Annotated in this window: 19 protein-coding genes and 1 tRNA gene; 11 read left to right on the plus strand and 9 right to left on the minus strand. The window is 64.5% G+C overall.

Annotation, left to right across the window (positions count from 1 at the left end; all coding sequences use genetic code 11):
- Positions 1 to 62 precede the first annotated feature (62 nt).
- The 3 genes from ACGYLQ_RS14715 to ACGYLQ_RS14725 are packed head-to-tail and all read left to right on the plus strand — an operon-like array spanning position 63 to position 2,436.
- Positions 63 to 1,001, plus strand: a complete 939-nt coding sequence (locus ACGYLQ_RS14715; RefSeq protein ID WP_394443602.1) for an aldo/keto reductase — start codon at positions 63 to 65, stop codon at positions 999 to 1,001.
- Positions 998 to 1,651, plus strand: a complete 654-nt coding sequence (locus ACGYLQ_RS14720) for a DUF938 domain-containing protein (protein ID WP_394443603.1) — start codon at positions 998 to 1,000, stop codon at positions 1,649 to 1,651. The genes ACGYLQ_RS14715 and ACGYLQ_RS14720 overlap by 4 nt, the downstream gene beginning before the upstream one ends.
- Positions 1,648 to 2,436 carry a GH25 family lysozyme gene (locus ACGYLQ_RS14725; protein ID WP_394443604.1) on the plus strand — a complete coding sequence of 263 codons (789 nt, stop codon included), beginning with the start codon at positions 1,648 to 1,650 and terminating at the stop codon, positions 2,434 to 2,436. The genes ACGYLQ_RS14720 and ACGYLQ_RS14725 overlap by 4 nt, the downstream gene beginning before the upstream one ends.
- Positions 2,437 to 2,622: 186 nt before the next feature.
- On the opposite strand, the gene ACGYLQ_RS14730 is transcribed toward ACGYLQ_RS14725, so the two are convergent.
- From ACGYLQ_RS14730 to ACGYLQ_RS14745, 4 genes are all read right to left on the minus strand, one after another.
- Positions 2,623 to 3,369 (minus strand): hypothetical protein, encoded by a 747-nt coding sequence (locus ACGYLQ_RS14730; protein WP_394422420.1) that lies wholly within the window; start codon positions 3,367 to 3,369, stop codon positions 2,623 to 2,625.
- On the minus strand, positions 3,366 to 5,858 hold the full coding sequence (locus tag ACGYLQ_RS14735) for an FAD-dependent oxidoreductase (RefSeq protein WP_394443605.1): 2,493 nt from the start codon (positions 5,856 to 5,858) through the stop codon (positions 3,366 to 3,368). Before ACGYLQ_RS14735 ends, ACGYLQ_RS14730 begins: the two co-directional genes overlap by 4 nt.
- 284 nt (positions 5,859 to 6,142) lie before the next feature.
- Entirely contained in the window at positions 6,143 to 7,546 is a 1,404-nt protein-coding gene (locus tag ACGYLQ_RS14740) for an FAD-binding oxidoreductase (RefSeq protein ID WP_394443606.1), read from the minus strand.
- 100 nt (positions 7,547 to 7,646) lie between these two features.
- Positions 7,647 to 8,633, minus strand: a complete 987-nt coding sequence (locus ACGYLQ_RS14745; protein ID WP_067262987.1) for a D-glycerate dehydrogenase — start codon at positions 8,631 to 8,633, stop codon at positions 7,647 to 7,649.
- Positions 8,634 to 8,818: 185 nt separating this feature from the next.
- On the opposite strand from ACGYLQ_RS14745, the gene ACGYLQ_RS14750 reads away from it, so the two are divergent.
- From ACGYLQ_RS14750 to ACGYLQ_RS14785, 8 genes are all read left to right on the plus strand, one after another.
- Positions 8,819 to 9,298, plus strand: a complete 480-nt coding sequence (locus ACGYLQ_RS14750) for an SH3 domain-containing protein (protein WP_271689927.1) — start codon at positions 8,819 to 8,821, stop codon at positions 9,296 to 9,298.
- Positions 9,299 to 9,378: 80 nt separating this feature from the next.
- A complete protein-coding gene (locus tag ACGYLQ_RS14755; RefSeq protein ID WP_394443607.1) occupies positions 9,379 to 10,371 on the plus strand; it encodes an NADPH:quinone reductase in 993 nt (330 codons plus the stop codon).
- Between the two features lie 71 nt (positions 10,372 to 10,442).
- Positions 10,443 to 11,786 carry a mechanosensitive ion channel domain-containing protein gene (locus ACGYLQ_RS14760; protein ID WP_394443608.1) on the plus strand — a complete coding sequence of 448 codons (1,344 nt, stop codon included), beginning with the start codon at positions 10,443 to 10,445 and terminating at the stop codon, positions 11,784 to 11,786.
- 62 nt (positions 11,787 to 11,848) lie between these two features.
- A tRNA-Gln gene (locus ACGYLQ_RS14765) sits at positions 11,849 to 11,923 on the plus strand.
- A gap of 105 nt (positions 11,924 to 12,028) precedes the next feature.
- A complete protein-coding gene (locus ACGYLQ_RS14770) occupies positions 12,029 to 12,400 on the plus strand; it encodes a polyketide synthase (RefSeq protein ID WP_394418996.1) in 372 nt (123 codons plus the stop codon).
- 42 nt (positions 12,401 to 12,442) lie between these two features.
- On the plus strand, positions 12,443 to 12,934 hold the full coding sequence (locus ACGYLQ_RS14775; RefSeq protein WP_271692204.1) for a copper chaperone PCu(A)C: 492 nt from the start codon (positions 12,443 to 12,445) through the stop codon (positions 12,932 to 12,934).
- A 33-nt stretch (positions 12,935 to 12,967) separates the two neighbouring features.
- Complete coding sequence (locus ACGYLQ_RS14780; protein ID WP_394443609.1) at positions 12,968 to 13,327, plus strand: hypothetical protein; 360 nt, start codon at positions 12,968 to 12,970, stop codon at positions 13,325 to 13,327.
- A 43-nt stretch (positions 13,328 to 13,370) separates the two neighbouring features.
- Positions 13,371 to 14,780, plus strand: a complete 1,410-nt coding sequence (locus ACGYLQ_RS14785) for a PepSY-associated TM helix domain-containing protein (RefSeq protein WP_394443610.1) — start codon at positions 13,371 to 13,373, stop codon at positions 14,778 to 14,780.
- A gap of 44 nt (positions 14,781 to 14,824) precedes the next feature.
- Here the strand turns inward: ACGYLQ_RS14785 and ACGYLQ_RS14790 are convergent, their stop codons facing one another.
- The 5 genes from ACGYLQ_RS14790 to ACGYLQ_RS14810 all read right to left on the minus strand — a co-directional run bounded on the left by ACGYLQ_RS14790 (position 14,825) and on the right by ACGYLQ_RS14810 (position 20,130).
- Positions 14,825 to 15,739, minus strand: a complete 915-nt coding sequence (locus tag ACGYLQ_RS14790; protein ID WP_394443611.1) for a D-amino acid aminotransferase — start codon at positions 15,737 to 15,739, stop codon at positions 14,825 to 14,827.
- A 289-nt stretch (positions 15,740 to 16,028) separates the two neighbouring features.
- Positions 16,029 to 16,835 carry an ABC transporter permease gene (locus ACGYLQ_RS14795; RefSeq protein ID WP_394443612.1) on the minus strand — a complete coding sequence of 269 codons (807 nt, stop codon included), beginning with the start codon at positions 16,833 to 16,835 and terminating at the stop codon, positions 16,029 to 16,031.
- A complete protein-coding gene (locus ACGYLQ_RS14800) occupies positions 16,828 to 17,595 on the minus strand; it encodes an ABC transporter ATP-binding protein (RefSeq protein ID WP_394443613.1) in 768 nt (255 codons plus the stop codon). Before ACGYLQ_RS14800 ends, ACGYLQ_RS14795 begins: the two co-directional genes overlap by 8 nt.
- Positions 17,596 to 17,676: 81 nt before the next feature.
- The gene (locus ACGYLQ_RS14805) at positions 17,677 to 18,936 is read right to left on the minus strand and encodes a cation:proton antiporter (protein ID WP_394443614.1); all 1,260 of its coding nucleotides are present in this window, start codon (positions 18,934 to 18,936) and stop codon (positions 17,677 to 17,679) included.
- Between the two features lie 174 nt (positions 18,937 to 19,110).
- A complete protein-coding gene (locus tag ACGYLQ_RS14810) occupies positions 19,111 to 20,130 on the minus strand; it encodes an ABC transporter substrate-binding protein (protein WP_394443615.1) in 1,020 nt (339 codons plus the stop codon).

Below are 20,130 nucleotides of genomic sequence, written 5' to 3' on the forward strand. Positions count from 1 at the left end.
GCCGCCGCCTGCCCCTGCGTAAACCCATTGCGCGCGGGCAGCGCACATGCCACCAATCTGGCATGATACAGATGCTCACCAGCCTTGATGGCACCCCCGCCAGCCGCCTCGCCTTCGGCACCATGCAGTTCGGCGGGCGCGCCGATGCGGCAGCCTCCCGCGCGATGTTCGACGCATGTATCGAGGCCGGGATCACCCATTTCGACACGGCCCATGTCTATACCGACGGGGCGTCAGAGCGGCTGTTGGGCCAGTTCGTCCAAGACCGCCGCGAAAGCCTGATCATCGCCACCAAAGCCGCCTATACCGGCGGCGCGGGTCGGGCTAATATTCTCGCCTCTGCCGAGACATCTCGCCAGCGGATGCAGCTTGATACGCTTGATGTGCTCTACCTCCACCGCTTCGACCCCGAGACCCCGCTGACCGAAAGCTTCGCCGCGCTGGCCGACCTGCAACAACAGGGCCATATCCGCCAAGTGGGCCTGTCGAACTTCGCCGCATGGCAGGTCGTCAAAGCCGCCCATATCGCCGCCGACTTCGGGCTTGAGATCGCGGTGATCCAACCGATGTACAACCTCGTCAAACGTCAGGCCGAGGTCGAGATCCTGCCGATGGCCCATGACCTCGACATATTGGTCGCCCCCTACTCCCCGCTGGGCGGTGGACTGTTGACCGGGAAATACGCTGAGGGCGGCACTGGCCGCCTGAGCGAGGATGACCGCTATGCCGCCCGCTACGGGCAAGAGGGAATGCACGGCGCCGCTGCCGGTCTTGCCGCCCTCGCGCGTGATCTGGGCACCCATCCCGCAACCCTCTCCGTGGCCTGGGCAGCGGCCCATCCCACGAAGCCGACGCCGATTATCTCGGCCCGCTCCTTGGCCCAACTAGAGCCGTCGCTCGCCGCGCTGACCTACCTAATGACGCCGCAGACCTACGCTGCCATCTCCGCCCTGTCGCCCACACCGCCCCCGGCCACCGACCGGCTGGAAGAGCAGGCATGAGCCGCCTGCCTCCCAACGCCAGCGTCGCCGAAGAGGCAGGCGGCGACCGGCTCTTCGCCCCCGCCGCCGCGCGCAATCTCGACGCGCTTTGCGACCTGCTGGCCGCCCATGCCCCGCCCCGGGGCCGTGCACTGGAAATCGCCAGCGGCACCGGCCAACATGTTGTGGGCTTCGCCAAACGCCTGCCGGGCCTTAGATGGCAACCCAGCGACATCGACACCGCCCGCCGCGCCAGCATTAACGCCTATGCAGCCGAGGCCGCTTCGCCCAATATCGCCCCCGCCCTGCCGCTCGACGCGACCACGCCCGGCTGGGCGGGCGAACATGGCCCCTTCGACCTGATCATGCTGGCCAATCTGCTGCATCTGATCTCGACCTTCGCCACCCGGAGCCTGATCGATGAAGCCGCCGCAGCCCTCGCCCCCGGCGGCACGCTGATCCTCTACGGCCCGTTCAAACGCGACGGCCAAACCACCTCCCCCGGCGACACCCGCTTTGACGCCCAGCTGCGCGCCGCCGACCCCGCGATCGGCTATAAGGACAATACCGAGATGGCCCGCTGGCTCAGCGATGCAGCCCTCAGCCCGATCGACGAAGTGGACATGCCCGCCAACAACCTCGCCTTCATCGCCAGAAAGCCCAGCCCATGATCCTCCGCCGCGCCCTGATCCTGACGCTTCTCGCCCTCGCCGCCTGCGGCTCCCCCGGCAGCCCGCCCCCGGCCCCGCCCGGCGTGCTCTTCCCCGCCGCCTTCGGCGACAGCGATCCGGTAAGTTTCAAAGGCCGCACCCCCGCCGCCTACCCCGTGCACGGCATCGACGTGGCCCGTTTCCAAAACGATATCGACTGGAACACCGCCCGACGCGCGGGGGTGAACTTCGCCTTCATCAAAGCCACCGAAGGCGGCGACCTCAAAGACATCAACTTCGACAGCCACTGGCAAGGCGCGGGCCAGGCCGCCGTGAAACGCGGCGCCTATCATTTCTACTATTTCTGCACCCCGCCCGAGGATCAGGCCCGCTGGTTCATCCGCAACGTGCCCAAGACAGGCGGCATGCTGCCCCCGGTGCTCGATATGGAATGGAACCCCTTCTCCCCCACCTGCGCCCATGTCCGCCCGCCCGCTGCCGCCGTCCGCGATCAAATGCGCCGCTGGCTGCGCTTGGTCGAGGCCCATTACGGCCAACGCCCGATCATCTACACCACACCCAAATTCTACCGTGAGAACGATCTTGGCCGGTTCCGGGGATACGACTTCTGGCTGCGCACCACCGCCAAAACCCCAGCCGAAACCTACCCCGGCCAAACATGGCGCTTCTGGCAATACAGCGCCACGGGCATCGTCGCGGGCATCGGCGGCGACGTGGACCTCAACGCCTTCTCCGGCAGCCGCGCCGACTGGCAAAACTGGGTCGCCACCCGCGCCCTGCGCTAAAATGAACGGGGGAGCACCCCTTCCCCTCCTTCATCCTTTCTCAAATACCTCTGCGCCACCCCGCCGCAAAAGCGACGCGATCGGTTCTCCCCAAACCAAACGGCTCCAACGAAAACGCCACCCCGCCCGCTTCATCCTTTCCCAAATACCTCTGCACAACGCCCACCCCAGACGCCACGCCAGCCTTCACCCCCGCGCATAATACCGCGCCACAACGAACAGCCCGCCCACCAACAAAAGCGGCAACAAGAATATCCGAAACACATGCACCCCGAGCACTGCCAACAGCGCGCCGATCAACTCATCCGCGCGGCTCCAAAGGTTGCTGGCAAGCTGCCGATACTCCGTCAAACCCGGTTCTTCCTCACCCAAAGCTTCGCTGCCGCCCACATGTGCGGTGATCTCCTCGATCACCTCCATGTTCCGCAGATAGACCCCTTCGGTGAGCGTCCCCGCCAGCGGCTCAGACACAACCAAGGCAAGCGGAAGCGCCAGCCCCAGAAACCCGCCATACCACGCCAACCGACGGGGCAGCCCGGCATGACCGCGCTTGCTCAAGGCCCAAACCGCCAGTGCGACAGACAACAGCCCCAACCCAATCGCACTCACCGGACCAAGCGCCACGGCGATCACCCCCGTGGCCACCATGACACCGAAAACCAGCCCCGCGATCCGCTCGACCGTGTCGTCAATCGGCTCCAACACCTTTAAAGGCCGCGCCGAGCCGGAGGCGATGAAGGACAGCCCCACCTCGATCTCCTGCGCGGTGGAGAGAAAGGCGTTCAACGTGCGCAACGTGACATAGGAGGCCGCCGCCGTGGTCGCCACATCCGCGGCATAGCCCTGCGCCGCGCTGACCACGGGATTGTCGCGCAGCAGCGCCGCCGTCAGCGCCAATACGCAAAAGAGTGCAAGCAGCCCGCGCCGGATCAACCGTCCACCCGGATGCGCTGGTTCTTCGGATCATAGGGGCTGTCTTCGACCACCTCGGCCTCCCACAGTTGATCAAGCATCTTTACCTTCAGCCTCGTGCCTACCACCGCATCCTCGGGTTTGACATAGCCCATGCCGATGCTCTTGCCGAAGGTCATGGAATAGCCCCCCGAGGTCAGCCGCCCGGTCCGGGTCTCGCCATTGTAAAGCACCTCGCGGCCCCAAGGATCGGCATCCTCTGGCCCGTCGATCAGCACGGTCACGCATTTCGCGCGGATGCCGTGATCGACCATCGCTTGCTTCCCGTGAAACTCTTTGTTCAGGTCCACGAAGCGCGGCAAATCCGCTTCCAAAGGCGTCGCATCCCGGCCCAACTCATGCCCAAAGGCGCGATAGCTCTTCTCCTGCCTCAGCCAGTTCTGCGCCCGCGCACCGACCAGCTTCATCCCATGCGGCTTGCCGGCCTTCTCCAACTGGTCGAACAGATGGTTCTGCATCTCGATCGGGTGATGCAACTCCCAGCCGAGCTCTCCGGTATAGGCCACCCGGATCGCGCGCACCGGCACCATGCCCAACTCGATGTCGCGCATGGTGAGCCACGGGAACCGCTTGTTGCCCAACACCGTCTCCGGCGCCGCATCCCGCACCAAGGCGCCCAAAACATCCCGCGACTTCGGCCCGGCAATCGCGAAGACACCCCACTGCGTGGTCACGTCATGACATTCCACGTAGCCGACCTCAGGCATCTTATCGGCAATCGCCTTGCGCAGATAATCGCTGTCATAGGCCGTCCACGCCCCCGCCGAGACGAGGTAATATTCGTCCTGCGCCAAACGCACGATGGTATATTCCGTCCGCGTCGTCCCCGCCCCGGTCAAAGCATAGGTCAGGTTGATCCGCCCCACCGAAGGCAGCTTGTTGCAGGTGAACCAATCCAGAAACGCCGTCGCCCCCGGCCCGCGGACCAGATGTTTGGTAAAGGCCGTGGCATCAATCAGACCCACACCCTCACGGATGGCTTTCGCCTCTTCTACCGCATATTGCCACCAGCCCCCGCGCCGGAACGAGCGGCTGTCATGATCGCTAAACCCCTCCGGCGCGAAATAATTCGGCCGCTCCCAACCATTCACCTGCCCGAACTGCGCCCCCCGCGCCGCCTGCCGGTCATAGGCGGGCGAGGTGCGCAGCGGGCGGCACGCGGGCCGCTCCTCATCAGGATGGTGCAGAATATAAACGTGGTCGTAGGCTTCCTCGTTCTTGCGCGCGGCATATTCCGTGGTCATCCAATCGCCGTAGCGTTTGGGATCGAGGCTCGCCATATCGATCTCGGACTCGCCCTCCACCATCATCTGCGCCAGATAATAGCCCGTGCCGCCCGCCGCCGTGATCCCAAAGGAAAACCCTTCCGCCAGCCACATATTGCGCAGCCCCGGCGCTGGCCCCACCAAGGGGTTGCCATCGGGCGTATAGCAAATCGGTCCGTTGAAATCATCCTTCAGCCCGCAATCCTCGGCCGAGGGGATGCGGTGGTTCATCGCTATATATTGATCTTCGATCCGCTCAAGATCGAGCTGAAACAGATCGGCCCGGAAACTGTCCGGCACCCCATATTCAAACCGCGCCGGCGCGCCCTTCTCATAAACCCCAAGGATCCAGCCACCACGCTCTTCGCGCACATAGCTCTGCGCATCGGCATCGCGGATCACCGGATGCTCCCCGTTGCCCGCCGCCCGATAATCGACCAAGGCCGGATCGCGGTCCATGATGATGAACTGATGTTCCACGGGAATCGCTGGCATCTTGATGCCCAGCATCCGCGCCGTGCGCTGCGCATGGTTGCCGCTCGCGGTCACCACATGTTCCGCCGTGATGACGATCTGCTCGTCCGACGGGACAAGGTTGCCGCCCTTCTCGACCATCTTGGTGCAGGTCACCTCCCAATGCGTTCCATTCCAATGGAACCCATCCGCCTGCCACTTGCGCTCGATCGCCACACCACGCTGCCGCGCGCCCTTGGCCATCGCCATGGTCACATCGGCAGGGTTAATATAGCCATCGGTCTGGTGATAAAGCGCCCCCTTCAAGTCCGATGTCTCGATCAGCGGCCACTTCGCCTTGATCTCATCGGGGGTAAGCCATTGATAGGGCACATCACAGGTCTCGGCGGTGGAAGCATAGAGCATATACTCATCCATCCGCGCGTCGGTCTGGGCCATGCGCAGATTGCCCACCACGGCAAAGCCTGCGTTCAACCCCGTCTCCGCCTCCAGCGTCTTATAAAACTCGACCGAATATTGATGAATATGGGTCGTCGCATAAGACATGTTGAACAAGGGCAACAGCCCCGCCGCATGCCATGTCGAGCCAGAGGTCAACTCGTCCCGCTCCAAGAGCATCACATCATCCCAACCGGCCTTCGCCAGATGATAGGCGATCGACGTGCCAACCGCGCCGCCCCCGACAACCAATGCTTTGACTTGCGTTTTCATCTGCCAATCCCCCTGCGCTAGGCCCACTCCCGTTGTACGCAGCAGCACCACGCCCCGCAGGCAGCAGCCGACCCAACATCGCCAAAAACCGACCTCACCCGCTCACCCAAAGCGCCACCTCAGCCCAAGCGCGCGCGCCCCACCTTCATCCTTTCTCAAATACCCTGCACAACCTCTCCCATCGCACAACATCTACGCAGACCACACCGCCCCCCACCTTCATCCTTTCCCAAATACCCTGCACGACCCATCCCGCCGCACAACATCAGGGCAAAACACCCAACTCACTCCGGCAAAATCTTCCCTGGGTTCAAAATATCCTGCGGATCCAGCGCCGCCTTTAGGGTCGCCATCACATCCACCGCAGCCCCCAATTCCTTGCGCAGATAGGGCCGCTTGCCCTGCCCGATCCCATGTTCGCCGGTGCAGGTCCCATCCATCGAAATCGCCAGTTCCGCCAACCAGCTGACGAAGGCCTCGCCGCGCGCGACTTCTGCGGGGTCGTCCATGTCGATCAACAAGGACGCGTGAAAATTCCCGTCCCCTGCGTGGCCCACGATGGGGGCGATCAACTGCAACTCTTCCGCCCGCGCTTGAGCCGCCACCACGGCATCGGCGAGGCGCGAGATCGGCACGCAGACATCCGTGGCCACCGCTTTGCAGCCCGGTCTCAGCGCCAGCACCGCCCAATAGCCGTCATGGCGGGCCTGCCATAGCTTGCTGCGCTCTTCGGGGGTCGTCGTCGCGGCATAGCCGCTGCCGCCGAACTCTTCTGAAAGCATGCCAAAGGTCTCGGCCTGTTCCACCACGCCCGCCTCGGAGCCGTGGAATTCCAGCAGCAAAAGCGGCGTTTCGGGCAGGGTCAGCTTGGAATAGGCGTTCACGGCCTTGACCACATCGGCGTCTAGAAGCTCGATCCGCGCCACGGGCAGGCCGTATTGGATGACCGCCATCACGGTCTCGCAGGCGGCCTGTACCGTCGGGAAGGAACAGCGGGCCGAGGACATCGCCTCGGGGATGCCTTGCAGGCGCAGGGTGATCTCGGTGATGATCCCAAGCGTCCCTTCAGAGCCCACGAAAAGCCGCGTCAGATCGTAGCCCGCCGAAGATTTCCGCGCCCGCCCGCCGGTGCGGATCACCCGGCCATCGGCCAGAACCACCTCAAGGCTCAGGACGTTGTCCTTCATCGTGCCATAGCGCACCGCATTTGTGCCGCTGGCCCGCGTCGCGGTCATCCCCCCGAGCGACGCATTGGCGCCGGGGTCGATCGGAAAGAACAGCCCCTGATCGCGCAGATGGGTGTTGAGCGCCTCGCGGGTCACGCCGGGCTGCACCCGGCAATCCAGATCGCCGGCATTGACCTCAAGCACGCGGTCCATCTGCATGACATCGATGCAAATCCCGCCCGCGGGGGCGTTCACATGCCCTTCGAGAGAGGTGCCCGTGCCGAAGGGGATCACCGGCACCCGATGGGCGGCGCAGATACGCACCGCCTGCGCCACCTCTTCGGTCGAGCGCGCCATGACCACCGCGTCGGGCGCCTGCGTGTCGATCCATGTGGTGGTATGGCCGTGCTGTTCGCGAATGGCTTGGCCGGTCAGCAGATTGTCCCCGAAGGCTTGTTGCAACTCGTCCAGCGCGGCGGTGATCCCCACCTCATTTCGCGGCAAATCTGCGATTTTCGTCACGTTCTATCTCCCAATAGCATCCTCACGCCGCAGAATCCTCCGGCGGCATCTTTGTAAATCAATCACACGAAAGGCCCGCGTTGCCGCAGCCGTCCGTGGGTCAGAGCATGGAGGGCACGACCTGATCCGGCGGGCGGTGGCCGTCATCGAAGGTCTTGATATTGATCAGGACTTTCTCGCCCATCTCGATCCGCCCTTCCAGCGTGGCGGAGCCCATATGCGGCAGCAGCACGACGTTCTTCAACTCGCGCAGGCGCGGATTGATCTCGCGACCATGTTCATAGACATCCAGCCCCGCGCCCTTGATATCGCCCGAGCGCAGCATCCGCGTCAGCGCGTTCTCGTCGATCACCTCCCCGCGGGAGGTGTTCACGATCACCGCGTCGGGCTTCATCAGGCCCAAGCGGCGGGCGTTCATCAGGTGGAAGGTGCTGGGGGTATGGGGGCAGTTGATGCTGATCACGTCCATCCGGCTGACCATCTGATCAAGGCTTTCCCAATAGGTGGCCTCTAGCTCGCCCTCGATCTCTTCGCGCAGCCGTTTGCGGTTGTGGTAATGCACCTGCATGCCAAAGGCCCGCGCCCGGCGCGCCACGGCCTGACCGATGCGGCCCATGCCCAAAATGCCCAGCCGGCGCCCGCCAACGCGCCCGCCCAAGAGTGCCGTGGGCGCCCAGCCGTCCCAATTGCCCGATTGCATCACCGCCATGCCCTCGGGCATGCGACGGGTCACAGCGAGGATCAGCGCCATGGTCATATCGGCGGTATCGTCGGTCAGCACGCCTGGGGTGTTCGACACCAGCACGCCGCGCTGGCGCGCGGTGGCCACATCGATGTGATCGACCCCGGCCCCGTAATTGGCGATCAGCTTGAGCCGCTCGCCCGCTTGGGTGATTAGCGGCGCGTCGATCTCATCGGTGATGGTGGGCACCAGCACATCGGCCTGACGCATCGCCGCGCCCAATTCCTCGCGGGTCATCGGCCTGTCATCTTCGCGCAGGGTCACGTCAAACAGCTCTGACAGCCGTGTTTCCACGGCCTCTGGCAACCGTCGCGTCACTACAACACTCAACCGCTTCTTTGACATGCCTGCTCTCCCGGTCTTGGCGTCGCCTCGTTTCGCGGGCATGGTGTCTCATGCAGCGACGAGGCACAAGAACTCGCGCCGGAAAAAGAGCAACAATAACCCGCAGATTTGCACAGCACCGACCCACAGCAGTGAACCGCATAGCAGGCAATTCCATGATAACCGCTTTCTTTCGCAGCGCCCTGATGGTGGGCGCGCTGCTTTTGGCACAGCCGACCTCCGGCGTTGCAGAAGAGGCGCGTGGTCAGGTCACGAACCTGCCCCTGCCCCGTTTCGTTTCGATGAAAGCCTCCGAAGGCAATGTGCGCCGCGGCCCGTCCCTGTCACACCGGATCGACTGGGTCTACAAACGCCGCGACCTGCCGCTGAGGATCACCGCCGAACATGGCCATTGGCGCCGGGTCGAAGACCGCGACGGTATGGGCGGCTGGGTGCATTACTCGCTTTTGTCGGGCACCCGCACGGTGCTGGTCGAACAGGACATGCTGCAACTGCGCATCAATCCCGACCCAAAAGCCGCCGTGGTGGCGCGGCTTGAGTTGGGCGTCGTGGCCCGTCTGGGCGAATGCACGCTGGAATGGTGCGAACTGCGCTCGGGCGGTTTCACCGGCTGGGCGCCCAAGGTGCGGCTCTGGGGCGTCGGCCCCAAGGAACTGCGCGAGTAACGCCCGCCCTCGCCGCCGCAATTGCATGATCCCGGCGCTTGCGCCACTCTGCCGGCAAAATTCAAGCCGGAGAGAGCGCCATGCAAGCCATCACCTATGACCAATTCGGAGCCGCCGCCGACGTGCTGCGCCTGTCGGAGGTCGACAGCCCCGCCCCGCAAGCCGGAGAGGTCTGCGTCGCGCTCAGCCATTCGGGCGTGAACCCATCGGACGTGAAGGCCCGCGCGGGCACGCGCCCCGGCGTGACCAAACCGCCCTTCCCACAGGTCATCCCCCATAGCGATGGCGCGGGAGAGATCGTCGCCGTGGGCGCGGGCGTCGATGCGGGCCGGGTGGGCCAGAAGGTCTGGATCTGGAACGGCCAGTGGCAACGCGGCTTTGGCACGGCGGCTGAGCAGATCACCCTGCCCGCGCATCAAGCCGTGCCCCTGCCCGATGGCGTCTCGCCGGAGGTCGGCGCGCAGCTTGGCATTCCGGGGCTCACCGCCTGCCACGCCGTCTTTGGCGGCGGCGGGGTGGCTGGGGAAACCGTGCTGATCCAAGGCGGCGCAGGCACGGTGGGCTATCTTGCTGTGCAACTGGCGAAATGGGGCGGGGCCAAGGTGATCGCCACCTGTAGCCCCCGCGACAACGATCTGCTGCGCGACGCAGGCGCCGATGCCGTGTTCAACTACGCCGACCCCAATCTCGCTGCCGCCGTGCTCGATGCCAATGGCAGCAACCCGGTCGACACCATCGTCGAGACGGAGTTCGGCCTGAACATCACCACCGACACCGAGGTCATCGCCCCCAATGGCCGCATCGCCGCCTATGGCTCGGCGGCGGAGATGTCGCCGGTACTGCCCTTCTATCCGCTGCTGTTCAAAGCGGTCACAATCGACATCATCCTGATCTACCTGCTGCCCGCAGGCCCGCGCGAACAGGCAATCAACCGGTTGCACCACGCGTTGGAGGACGGCGCCCTGCGCTGCCCCGTCGACACGGTCCTGCCGCTTTCTGAGGCCGCCCGCGCCCATGAGTTGGTCGAGGCCGGACAGCGCAGCGGGGCGGTGCTGCTCGATTGTCAGGGGTAACACGCTAATTGGCCAAGCTGCCGTCCCCGTCGCCCGGGGGCGGTGGCCCATCCCGCTGACGGAGTTCCCCCATGCGCCTTACCGCCGCCCTGCCCCGCCTGTTCCTCTGCCTGCTGCTGAGCTGCGCGCTGCCCCTCACCCCGGCCTTTGCGCAAACGAGCGACCAGCCCGAAGGCACCATCGCCGTCGAAGGCGACGCCACGGCAGACGCCGCCATCGCCAAACGCATCCGCGCCATCCTGCGCGAGCTTGAGGGGTTCGAGAAGGTCCGCGTCTCTGTCGCCTCCGGCATCGTCACGCTGACCGGCACCACGCTCGACACCGCCAGCGCCGCGCGGCTGAACGATTTGGCGGGCCGTGTCGAAGGGGTGGTGGCGATCCGCAACGAGGTGCGCGAAAGCACCGATGTGGCCGAGCGGCTCAACCCCGCCGTAGAGCGCTTCCGTGACCGGATGGCGCAAGTCCTGGCCTTCCTGCCGCTGGCCTTGGTGGCGCTTGGGGTCTTTGGCCTGATCGTCGTCGCCGGGCTGGCGCTGGCGCGGCTGCGCAACCCGTGGGATCGGCTCGCCCCCAACGCGTTCATCGCTGACATTTACCGCCAGATCATCCGGCTGGCCTTTGTCATCGCGGCACTGGTGGTGGCGCTGGATATCCTAGGCGCCACGGCGCTGCTGTCGGGCATCCTTGGCGCGGCGGGGATTGTCGGCCTCGCCATCGGTTTTGCGGTGCGCGACACGGTCGAGAATTTCATCGCCTCCATCATGCTATCGATCCGCCAGCCCTTTCGCCCCAACGACACCGTTGAGATCGACGGCGACACCGGCAAGGTGATCCGCCTGACGAGCCGTGCCACGATCCTGCTGACCTTTGACGGCAACCACCTGCGCATCCCCAATGCCACCGTCTTTAAAAGCCGGATCACCAACTATTCGCGCAACGCCGAACGGCGGTTCACCTTTACCCTCTCGGTCGCCAGCGACGCCGATCTGGCCCGCGCCCGTGATTTGGCGCTGGAGGTGCTGAACGGTCTGCCCTTTGTCCTATCCAGCCCCGAAGCCGCCGCTTGGGTGGACGAGGTCGCCGATCACTGGATCAACATGCAATTCGCCGGTTGGATCAATCAAGAAAGCACCGATCTGCTCGCCGCCCGTAGCGAAGCGATTCGCCTGACCCTTTCGGCTTTCGATGCGGCGGGCCTCACCGCGGGGCCACCGGCCTATCAGCTACTCTCTCAAAGCGAATCGCCCTCCGACGCGCCCATCGATTCGCCGCAAACGGCAGCCGCACCCACGAATCCGGCCGCCGCCCAGCCCGTCGAGCCCCAAACCGAGCGGGAATTGACCCGCATCGTCGCGCAGGAACGTGCCGAATTGCCCAGCAAAGACCTGCTCTCTGTTGATGCTGCCGAAGAATAGGCTAATTTCTTTAAAACGGGTCTTGCACCCCGGGCCAGAGAACTTTAGTTAGCGCCCTGTGTTGGGATGTAGCCAAGTGGTAAGGCAACTGTTTTTGGTACAGTGTACCGTAGGTTCGAATCCTACCATCCCAGCCAACACTCTCCCCCGATAGCCCCCCTGCGCAGCGCCCGGCCTATGACATCGCGTCGCAGATCAAAGCACCCTATAGCCTTGCCGCGACAGCCGGGGTATCAGGGCGCATGTCCGCCGTTTCGCGCATATCCTCGCTTCGGGTCAGTCTGACCCTCTTGCTGCTGCTGGCCCTTGCCAGCTTGCCTTTCGCCCATCGGGCGACCGCGCAGGTGCAGCAGGATCCGGCGTTCATCGCCTTTATCCAAGCGGGCGGCACGTTGAGCGACCTTTGCGATGGGCCGGTCGAAGGGCAGAACCATGCGGCATTGGATTGCGAAGCCTGCCGCATCGTCAACGCGCTGATCTTGCCCAGCCCGGCGGATGTCTTGCTGCCGCGCGCGGCGCTGCACTTTGCCACGCCCCGCCTGACCCGCGCCCTGGGCGCACCACGCAGTCCCGCCGGGGCGCCACCGCCTGTCCGGGGGCCTCCCTTCGTCTGAGCTACGACCTTTTTTGCACATCTCAGACAATGGAACATGACAATGAAATCTTTCTATACCGCAGCCTTGGCTGCCCTCCTCGCCCTGCCCGCCGCCGCGCATGAGTACACCGCAGGCGCTTTGACCGTCGATCACCCGATGGCCTATGAGACCCCGAAAACCGCCCGCGTGGGCGGCGGCTATCTGACGATCACCAATGGCGGCGACACTGCCGACCGTCTTGTCAGCATCAGCGCCGAGGGCTTTGACGAAGTCTCTCTCCATGAGACGACCACCGATGACATGGGCGTCGCGCGCATGTCCCATGTGGACTTCATCGACCTGCCCGCGGGCGAAACCGTTACCCTCAAACCCGGGGGGCTGCATGTGATGTTCATGGGCCTCGACGGTGATCCCTTTGAGGAAGGCGAGAAAATCCCCGCCACCCTGACCTTTGAAAAGGCCGGGACCTTGGATGTGACGTTCAATGTCGAAAGCCGCCGCGGGCATGACGCGGGCGGAATGGATCACTCCTCGCACGAGCATAAACACTAAGCCCCAGCCCATCGCAGAATGCGCCGCAAGGCGTTGACCGGCCCGCTTCAACACCTCTGCCTCTGGGCGGTGGTGTTGTTGTTTGGGGCGTTCTCGGCGCTCGCGCCCGGAACCATGCCAGAGCGCCAGCAAGGCGCGCTGACCATGGTGCTGTGCACGGGCTACGGGGTCGAGACGGTGACCATCGGGCCGGATGGCGAACCGGTGCAGCCCGAACACAAGCCCTGCGATTGGAACCAGCACTCCCTCGCGGCCCTACGCAGGGGGCTGGCGGTGCAGCCCTTGGCCGTCACCTTTCACCCGGCGCCACCGCTGCCCCCCGCCCCGGCAACGCGCCCCAAACCGCGCCGCACGGCTGTGAAACGCGCAAGGGCGCCGCCACGGTTTCTCTGACCTCCCACCTACCACATATCAATTCAGTCAGAGGACCAAACACATGGTTTCCATCGATCCTGCAGGCACGGCAGCCCTGCAAAACGACAACACGCAACGTGCGAACAGCTTTTACCGCGCCGCTTGGCGCTGGCATTTCTATGCCGGGGTCTATGTCATCCCCTTTTTCATCATGCTCGCCCTAACGGGGCTTGTGATGCTCTGGATCGCCTTCATCGGCGGGCGGGACGGAGAGCGGATTGCCGTCACGCCCCAAGACGCACCCCTCGCCCTCTCCGATCAGGCCGCCGCCGCGCAGGCCAGCATCGAAGGCGGCACCCTTGTGCAATATGTCGCCCCCCGCGCCGATGATCTGGCCGCGATCTTTCGGGTGGACGCGCATGACGTGGCGACCATGGTCGCCGTCGATCCCTATACCGCCGAAGTCCTCGCCAGTTTCCCACGCCGCAGCGGTTGGTACGACATGGCCGACAACATCCACGGCAGCCTGCTGCTGGGTGTCACCGGCGACCGCATGATCGAGATCGCGGCCTCGCTTGGCATGGTGCTGATCGCCACGGGGCTCTACCTCTGGTGGCCGCGCGGCACCGGTTTGCGGGCCGCGCTGCTTCCGCGACTGGGCCGTGGGCGCGCCTTGTGGAAATCTCTGCACGGGGCGATCGGGCTTTGGGTCTCTGTGGTGCTGTTTTTCTTCCTGATCTCAGGCCTCTCTTGGGCCGGTATTTGGGGTGAAAAGATGGTGCAGGCATGGAGCCAGTTCCCGGCGGAGAAATGGGAGGCCCCGCTGTCAGATGACCTTCACGCCAGCATGAACCACGGACCCAAGGAGGTGCCTTGGGCGCTGGAGCAGACCCCGATGCCCGCCTCAGGCAGCGATGCCGGGGTGGCGGGACTGGCCGAAGGCACGCCCGCCACACTTGACACCATCGACGCGCTGGCCCGGCAGATCGGCTTTGACGCGCGCTATCAGATGAACCTGCCGCGCGGCGAGGACGGTGTTTGGACGCTGAGCCGGGATTCGATGAACACCGATGCCGAAGACCCCACCAGCGACCGGACGGTGCATATCGACCGGCACACGGGCAAGATCCTCGCCGATGTGCGCTATGCGGATTATTCGCTGGCCGGCAAGGCGATGGCCGTAGGCATCGCGCTGCATATGGGCACCTTGGGTTGGCCGAGCGTTTTGGCCAATACGCTGTTTTGCCTCTCGGTGATCTTTCTCTGCGTCTCCGGCGTGGTGATGTGGTGGAAACGCCGCCCGGCAAATCCTGCCGGTTGGCTTTCGGCCCCGCCTGCGCCGCGCAATATGACGCTGTGGAAAGGTGCGGTTGTGGTCGGTCTGGCCGTGGCGCTGGCCTTTCCGATGGCGGGGGTCACCCTGCTGGTCGTAGGTCTGCTGGATTGGCTCCTGCTGCGCCGCGTGCCGGCGCTCAAGCGCATGGTCTCCTAAGATGCCGCCCGCCCCTCTTCGCGGGGGCGGGCACCCATCGGCTTTCAGGCCGTGTGCTGTTTGATCAGCTCTTTGTACAGCGCTTGGATGCGTTTGGTGACAGGGCGCTCGCCCGTGCCGATGGGTTTGCCGTCGATCTCGGCCACCGGGGTCTGCGCGCCGAAGGTGCCGGTGAGGAAAGCCTCATCCGCGCCGTAAGCCTCGTAGAGCGAGAAGTTCTTCTCCCGCATCGGAATGCCGTTTTCATGGCAGAGGTCGATGACCTTCTGCCGCGTCACGCCGTTCATGCAGTAGTCGCCCGTGGAGGTCCAAACCTCGCCCCGGCGCACGATGAAGAAGTTACAGGCATTGGTGGTGTTCACGAAACCATGCGGGTCGAGCATCAGCGCCTCATCCGCGCCCGCTTCTTCGGCCTGAAGGCAGGCGATGATGCAGTTGAGCTTGGAATGGCTGTTGAGCTTCGGGTCTTGGCTGTGCGGCAGGCCGCGCACCTGCGGGACCGAGGCCAGACGGATGCCCTTGGACTGCAGCCGGTCGACGGGTTTGGAATGTTCCATGATAATCACCAGCGTTGGCCCGGTGGTGCTGAGCGAAGGGTGCTGAAACGGTTTGTCCTTGATCCCGCGGGTCAGCATCAGGCGGCAGTGCACGTCATCATGCATGTCGTTCGCCTCCGCCGTGCGGCGCAGGGCGTCGGCGATGCCGGCCTTGTCCATCCCCACGTCGAGCGAGATCGCTTTGCAGGAGTTGAAGAAGCGGTCCATATGCTCATCGAAGAAGGCCCATGTGCCGTTATAGAGGCGCATGCCTTCCCAAATGCCGTCTCCCAGCATGAAGCCCGCGTCATAGACCGAGACTTTGGCTTCGTCGCGGTGCACGATGTCGCCGTTGACGTAGATCTTGATGTCGCGGTTGCGGGCGTCTTCGTCGGCGGCGTGGGTGGTGGTGTGTTCGGTCATGGTGGGGGTCCGTTGGTGAGGGCGGTTGGCGGTATTGATACGCAAATGATGCGCTCTTACCACCCCGGCCCGGAACTGAGTGTTTGGCGCCCGGCCCTCCCCCGGTATTGACTACCACCCCAAGCCCGGAATCAAGCCGCAGGCGCCGGGCCATCGCCTGCCCGCCCGGACGGGTAGGCGATTTGGTGAGGCTAGGCCCGCCCTGGCGAGGTCTTATCACGGTTGAGCCATAAAGTGGCATGAACCGCCGTTTGGATCGCCGACCCGCGGGCAGGCGCTGGCCCTTGTGTTATACCCGCCAGCTCAACACGCGCCGCTCCACCGCCGCCACAGCCGCAGACACCGCCACCCCCAGTAGCGACAAGATCACCACGCCCGCGAAAAGCCGCTCCAGATCATACAAGCTCCCCGCCTGCAGGATATACGCCCCAATCCCATATTCCGCGCCCAGCATCTCTGCCGCCACCAGCAGAATAATCGCGATCGTCAGCGAAATCCGCAGTCCCGAAAGGATCCCCGGCATCGCGCCGGGCACCACGATCTTGGACACGACCGACCACCAGCCGAGGCCGAAACTCTGCCCCATGCGGATCAGCACCCGGTCCACATTGTCGACCGCCGCATAGGTCGCCACAACCGTGGGCGTGAAGGTGCCGAAGGCGATCAGCGCGTATTTGCTGGCCTCGTCGATGCCGAACCAAATCACGAAGAGCGGCAACAGCGCGATCTTGGGGATCGGGAAGATCGCCGCCACCAGCGGCACCAACCCGGCGCGGACCAAGGAAAACAACCCGATCAACACGCCAATGCCGATGCCCAATGAGGCACCGATCAGCGCGCCCACCGCCAAACGGGTCAGCGAGGGGCCAAGATGTTTGAACAGCATCCCCGACTGATAAAGCTCTTGAAAGGTCAGCAAGACATCGCTGGGCCGCGGCAGGGTCAGGGGTGAAATGAAGCCGCTGCGCGTGCCCCATTCCGCCAGCAGGATCAGCACCACGAAAACCGCAAGCCCCACGCCGCGCCGCGTGCCGGGCTGGAAACCACCGCCGCGAAAGGTGACCTCGCGGGCGTTCACATCCGTCATTTCAGCCATCGATCAACTCCGCATCCGCCGCCGCGGCCTCATCACGCATCAAGCCCCAAAGGTGCTGCTGCTGCGCCTCCAAACCCGGGTCGCCGTGGCGCCGCTCGGCCAGTGGCATGTCCAACTCCACCACCTCACGCAGCTCGCCCGGACGGCGCGACAGGACGACGATTTTATGCCCCAGCCGCACGGCCTCGGCGAGGTTGTGGGTCACATAGACCGCCGTGAAAGGCTGCCGCGTCCAGAGCGCCACAAGGTCATCCATCAGCAATTCGCGGGTCTGGCTGTCAAGCGCGCTCAGCGGCTCATCCATCAGCATCACGGCGGGGTTCACCGCCAGCGCCCGAGCAATCGCCACCCGCTGTTTCATCCCGCCCGACAACTGTTTGGGCAGCGCATCGGCGAAATCGGTGAGCTTCGTGCGCGCCAAGACATCGGCGATGATCGCCTCGCGCCGCGCCTTGCCCAGCCCATGCCCTTCCAGCACCAGCGCCACATTGCCCCGCACGCTGCGCCAAGGCAGCAGGGCGAAGTCCTGAAAAATATAGGTCAGCGGGTTCAGACAGCCCTCGGGCGCATCGCCCATTTGCAACACCCGGCCTTCGCTGGGGCGCTCCAACCCGCCCAGCATCCGCAGCAGAGTGGATTTGCCACAGCCCGACGGGCCAACGATGCAGACGATCTGGCCGGAGGGAATGTCGAGCGTGATGTCACGCAGCACTTGGGTATCGCCATAGTAATGGCTGACGGAGGAAAGCTTGAGGTCCATGCCGCCCTTTTTCAGCAAAAACGCACCGTGCGCAATGTGCGATCCGCAAGCGGGCGCGACCGCCCTGCACCGCGGGGTCGGTTAGGAGGGCGGCTGCCCCTTGCCGCGCAGCCCATCCACCGCGATCCCGGCGGTGAACCCATGCACCAAGGTCGACAGAAGGATGGCAAAACCCACCATCGCCCACAGCGGCTCCTCGTCCAGAAACTCAACCTTCCCCGCCGCATAGGCAAGGTAATAGATCGACCCGATCCCCCGTATCCCATAGAGCGCGATAACCCAGCGGGGGCGCGTCTCAAGCGGCGTGCCCATAAGCGACAGCCACCCCGCCAAGGGGCGCACAACAAAGATCAGCGCCAGCACGATCACCGCGCCTGCAAGGGTCAGATCGCTCAGCAATGCAGGCAGCACCGCGCCGATCGCCACCAGCACAAGCGCCGTCAACGCATGTTCGACAGCGGTAGTGAAATCGTGCAAACGCCGGTGAAATGCGTGATCCGCCTCGACCCGCCGGATCACCAGACCGGCCATTGCCACGGCGATAAAGCCATAGCCCTCGGCCAATTCGGTGGTGCCATAGCACAACAGCACCCCCGCCAAGGCCACCACGCCGGAGGAGGTTTCGGCCAGTACCGCATTGCGCGGCACCGCAAAGAGAACCTGCCCCAAGGCCCAGCCCCCCGCAGCCCCCATGGCGGCCCCCACGGCGATGCGCCAAAAGACATCGCGCGCCAGCCATTCCACGCCCCAAGACGCCGGGGCCAACCCCTCGGCAGCGACCAGAATGCCAAGGTAGACGAAAGGAAAGGCCAAGCCGTCATTGAGTGCCGCCTCGGTCGTCAGCGCGAAACGCACCGGATGCTCGCCGCCCTCATGCGGCGGGCCGACCTGCACATCGGCGGCCAGAACCGGATCGGTGGGCGCCATCACCGCCCCCAAGAGGATCGCGCCCGCCGCAGTCATCCCCGCAAAGGCCCAGCCCATCAGCGCGACCGACAGGATCGTCAACGGCATGGTCAGCGCCAGCAACCGCGCCGTCGGCCCCCAGCGGGACCAATCCGAAAGCCGGTCGATCCGCAGCCCCGTCGCGAAAAGCGCGACGATCACGCAAAGCTCCGAGACGACCTCCCATGGGAAGGGCATCGCGCGGGGGTCGGGGAATGTCGGCATGCCGGGGACAAGGGCGAAAACCCCCATGCCCAACAGGATCAACAACCCCGAGGCCGCAGGCTCTCGACGGCTGAAAAAGCGGGGCAGCCAATGGGCAAGGATGACCACCGCCCCCACGGCCCCCAATGCGAAATGATAGCCGTTCAGGGCGAAAAAACTGCCGTCGCTCACTGCCGATTCCCGTTTTCTGCTCAGGGGCTTGGCCCCATATCAGCATCATAGGTATCTTGGCGCGGCGGCATTGCCAGTCATGCGTTGCCGAAATCCCCTCGCAGGCCCGAAAGCAAAAGGCGCGCCCGTGGCGAGCGCGCCTTGAGCAGCGTAGCCTTCCAGAGGGGCGAGCGTTTAGCTGCCCGCGGTCTCGACATAAGAGGTGTCGAGCAGCGTCTCCAAAGTGATGTCGGCATCGACCAACCCTTCGGATTGGAACCACTCCAACTGATCGCGGACCGAGGCGACATTCAGCTTGGCCCCTTCGTTCAGGCGCATGGTGCCGTTGATGATCGAAGGTGCGGCCTTGTCGCGCGGGCGGTCGGTGTAGACATATTTGTGGATCAGATCGACCATCTCATCCACGCCCGCATCGCCGCCTTCCTTAGCGATCATCGCCGCGTTGTAATCGGCGACGCCTTTGGAGTAACCGGCGAGGAAATTCTTGGTCATCTCCTGTTCGTCGCTGGCGTTTTTGGTCGAGGTGAAGACCGTGGTCACCTGATAATCCGGCAGATAGGTCGCCACATCGCCGATGATATGCACGGCACCCGACCCGGCCAGCGGCTTGGCGATATGCGGCACGATCGACCATGCGTCGATCTGGCCCGACTTCAGCGCGCCGATCACCGCGCCGACCTTTTGCAGCGGCTTGAACTTGAGGTCGATCCCCTCAGCCGCGGCCATTTTGGAGCCCATGTAGTGGAAGGACGACCCCGCCTGCGTCATGCCAAAGCTCTTGCCGTCCAACATGCCCGGCGCGGTGATGCCCGCCTGATAGGCCGCGTCGGAGACGAGGAACTTTTGCCCGTCGATGCCCTGCTCTTCTTGCAGGCCGCCGCCGATCACCTTGACCGCGCCCTTTTGCGCCAGCGACACCAGCCCGCCGGAAATCGCGGTGATCGCATAGTCCACATCGCCGCTGGCAATCGCCACAGCCATCGGCTGCGCGGCCTCGAAAAAGCGCAGCTCGACATCCAGACCGGCCTCTTTGAAATAGTCCCGTTCAAAGCCGACGAAGCTGCCCGCGTGGCTGGTGAAACGCAGCGCGCCCAGGGTGATCTTGCGGTTCTGCGCCAGTGCCGGTGCCGCCAGCCCCACAGCCGTTGCGGCGCCCAAAGTTGCGATGGCCTGACGGCGGGTGAACAGGGTCAT

It is taken from the genome of Sulfitobacter sp. 1A12779, assembly GCF_043557315.1.
GTDB classification, from domain to species: Bacteria; Pseudomonadota; Alphaproteobacteria; order Rhodobacterales; family Rhodobacteraceae; genus Sulfitobacter; species Sulfitobacter faviae.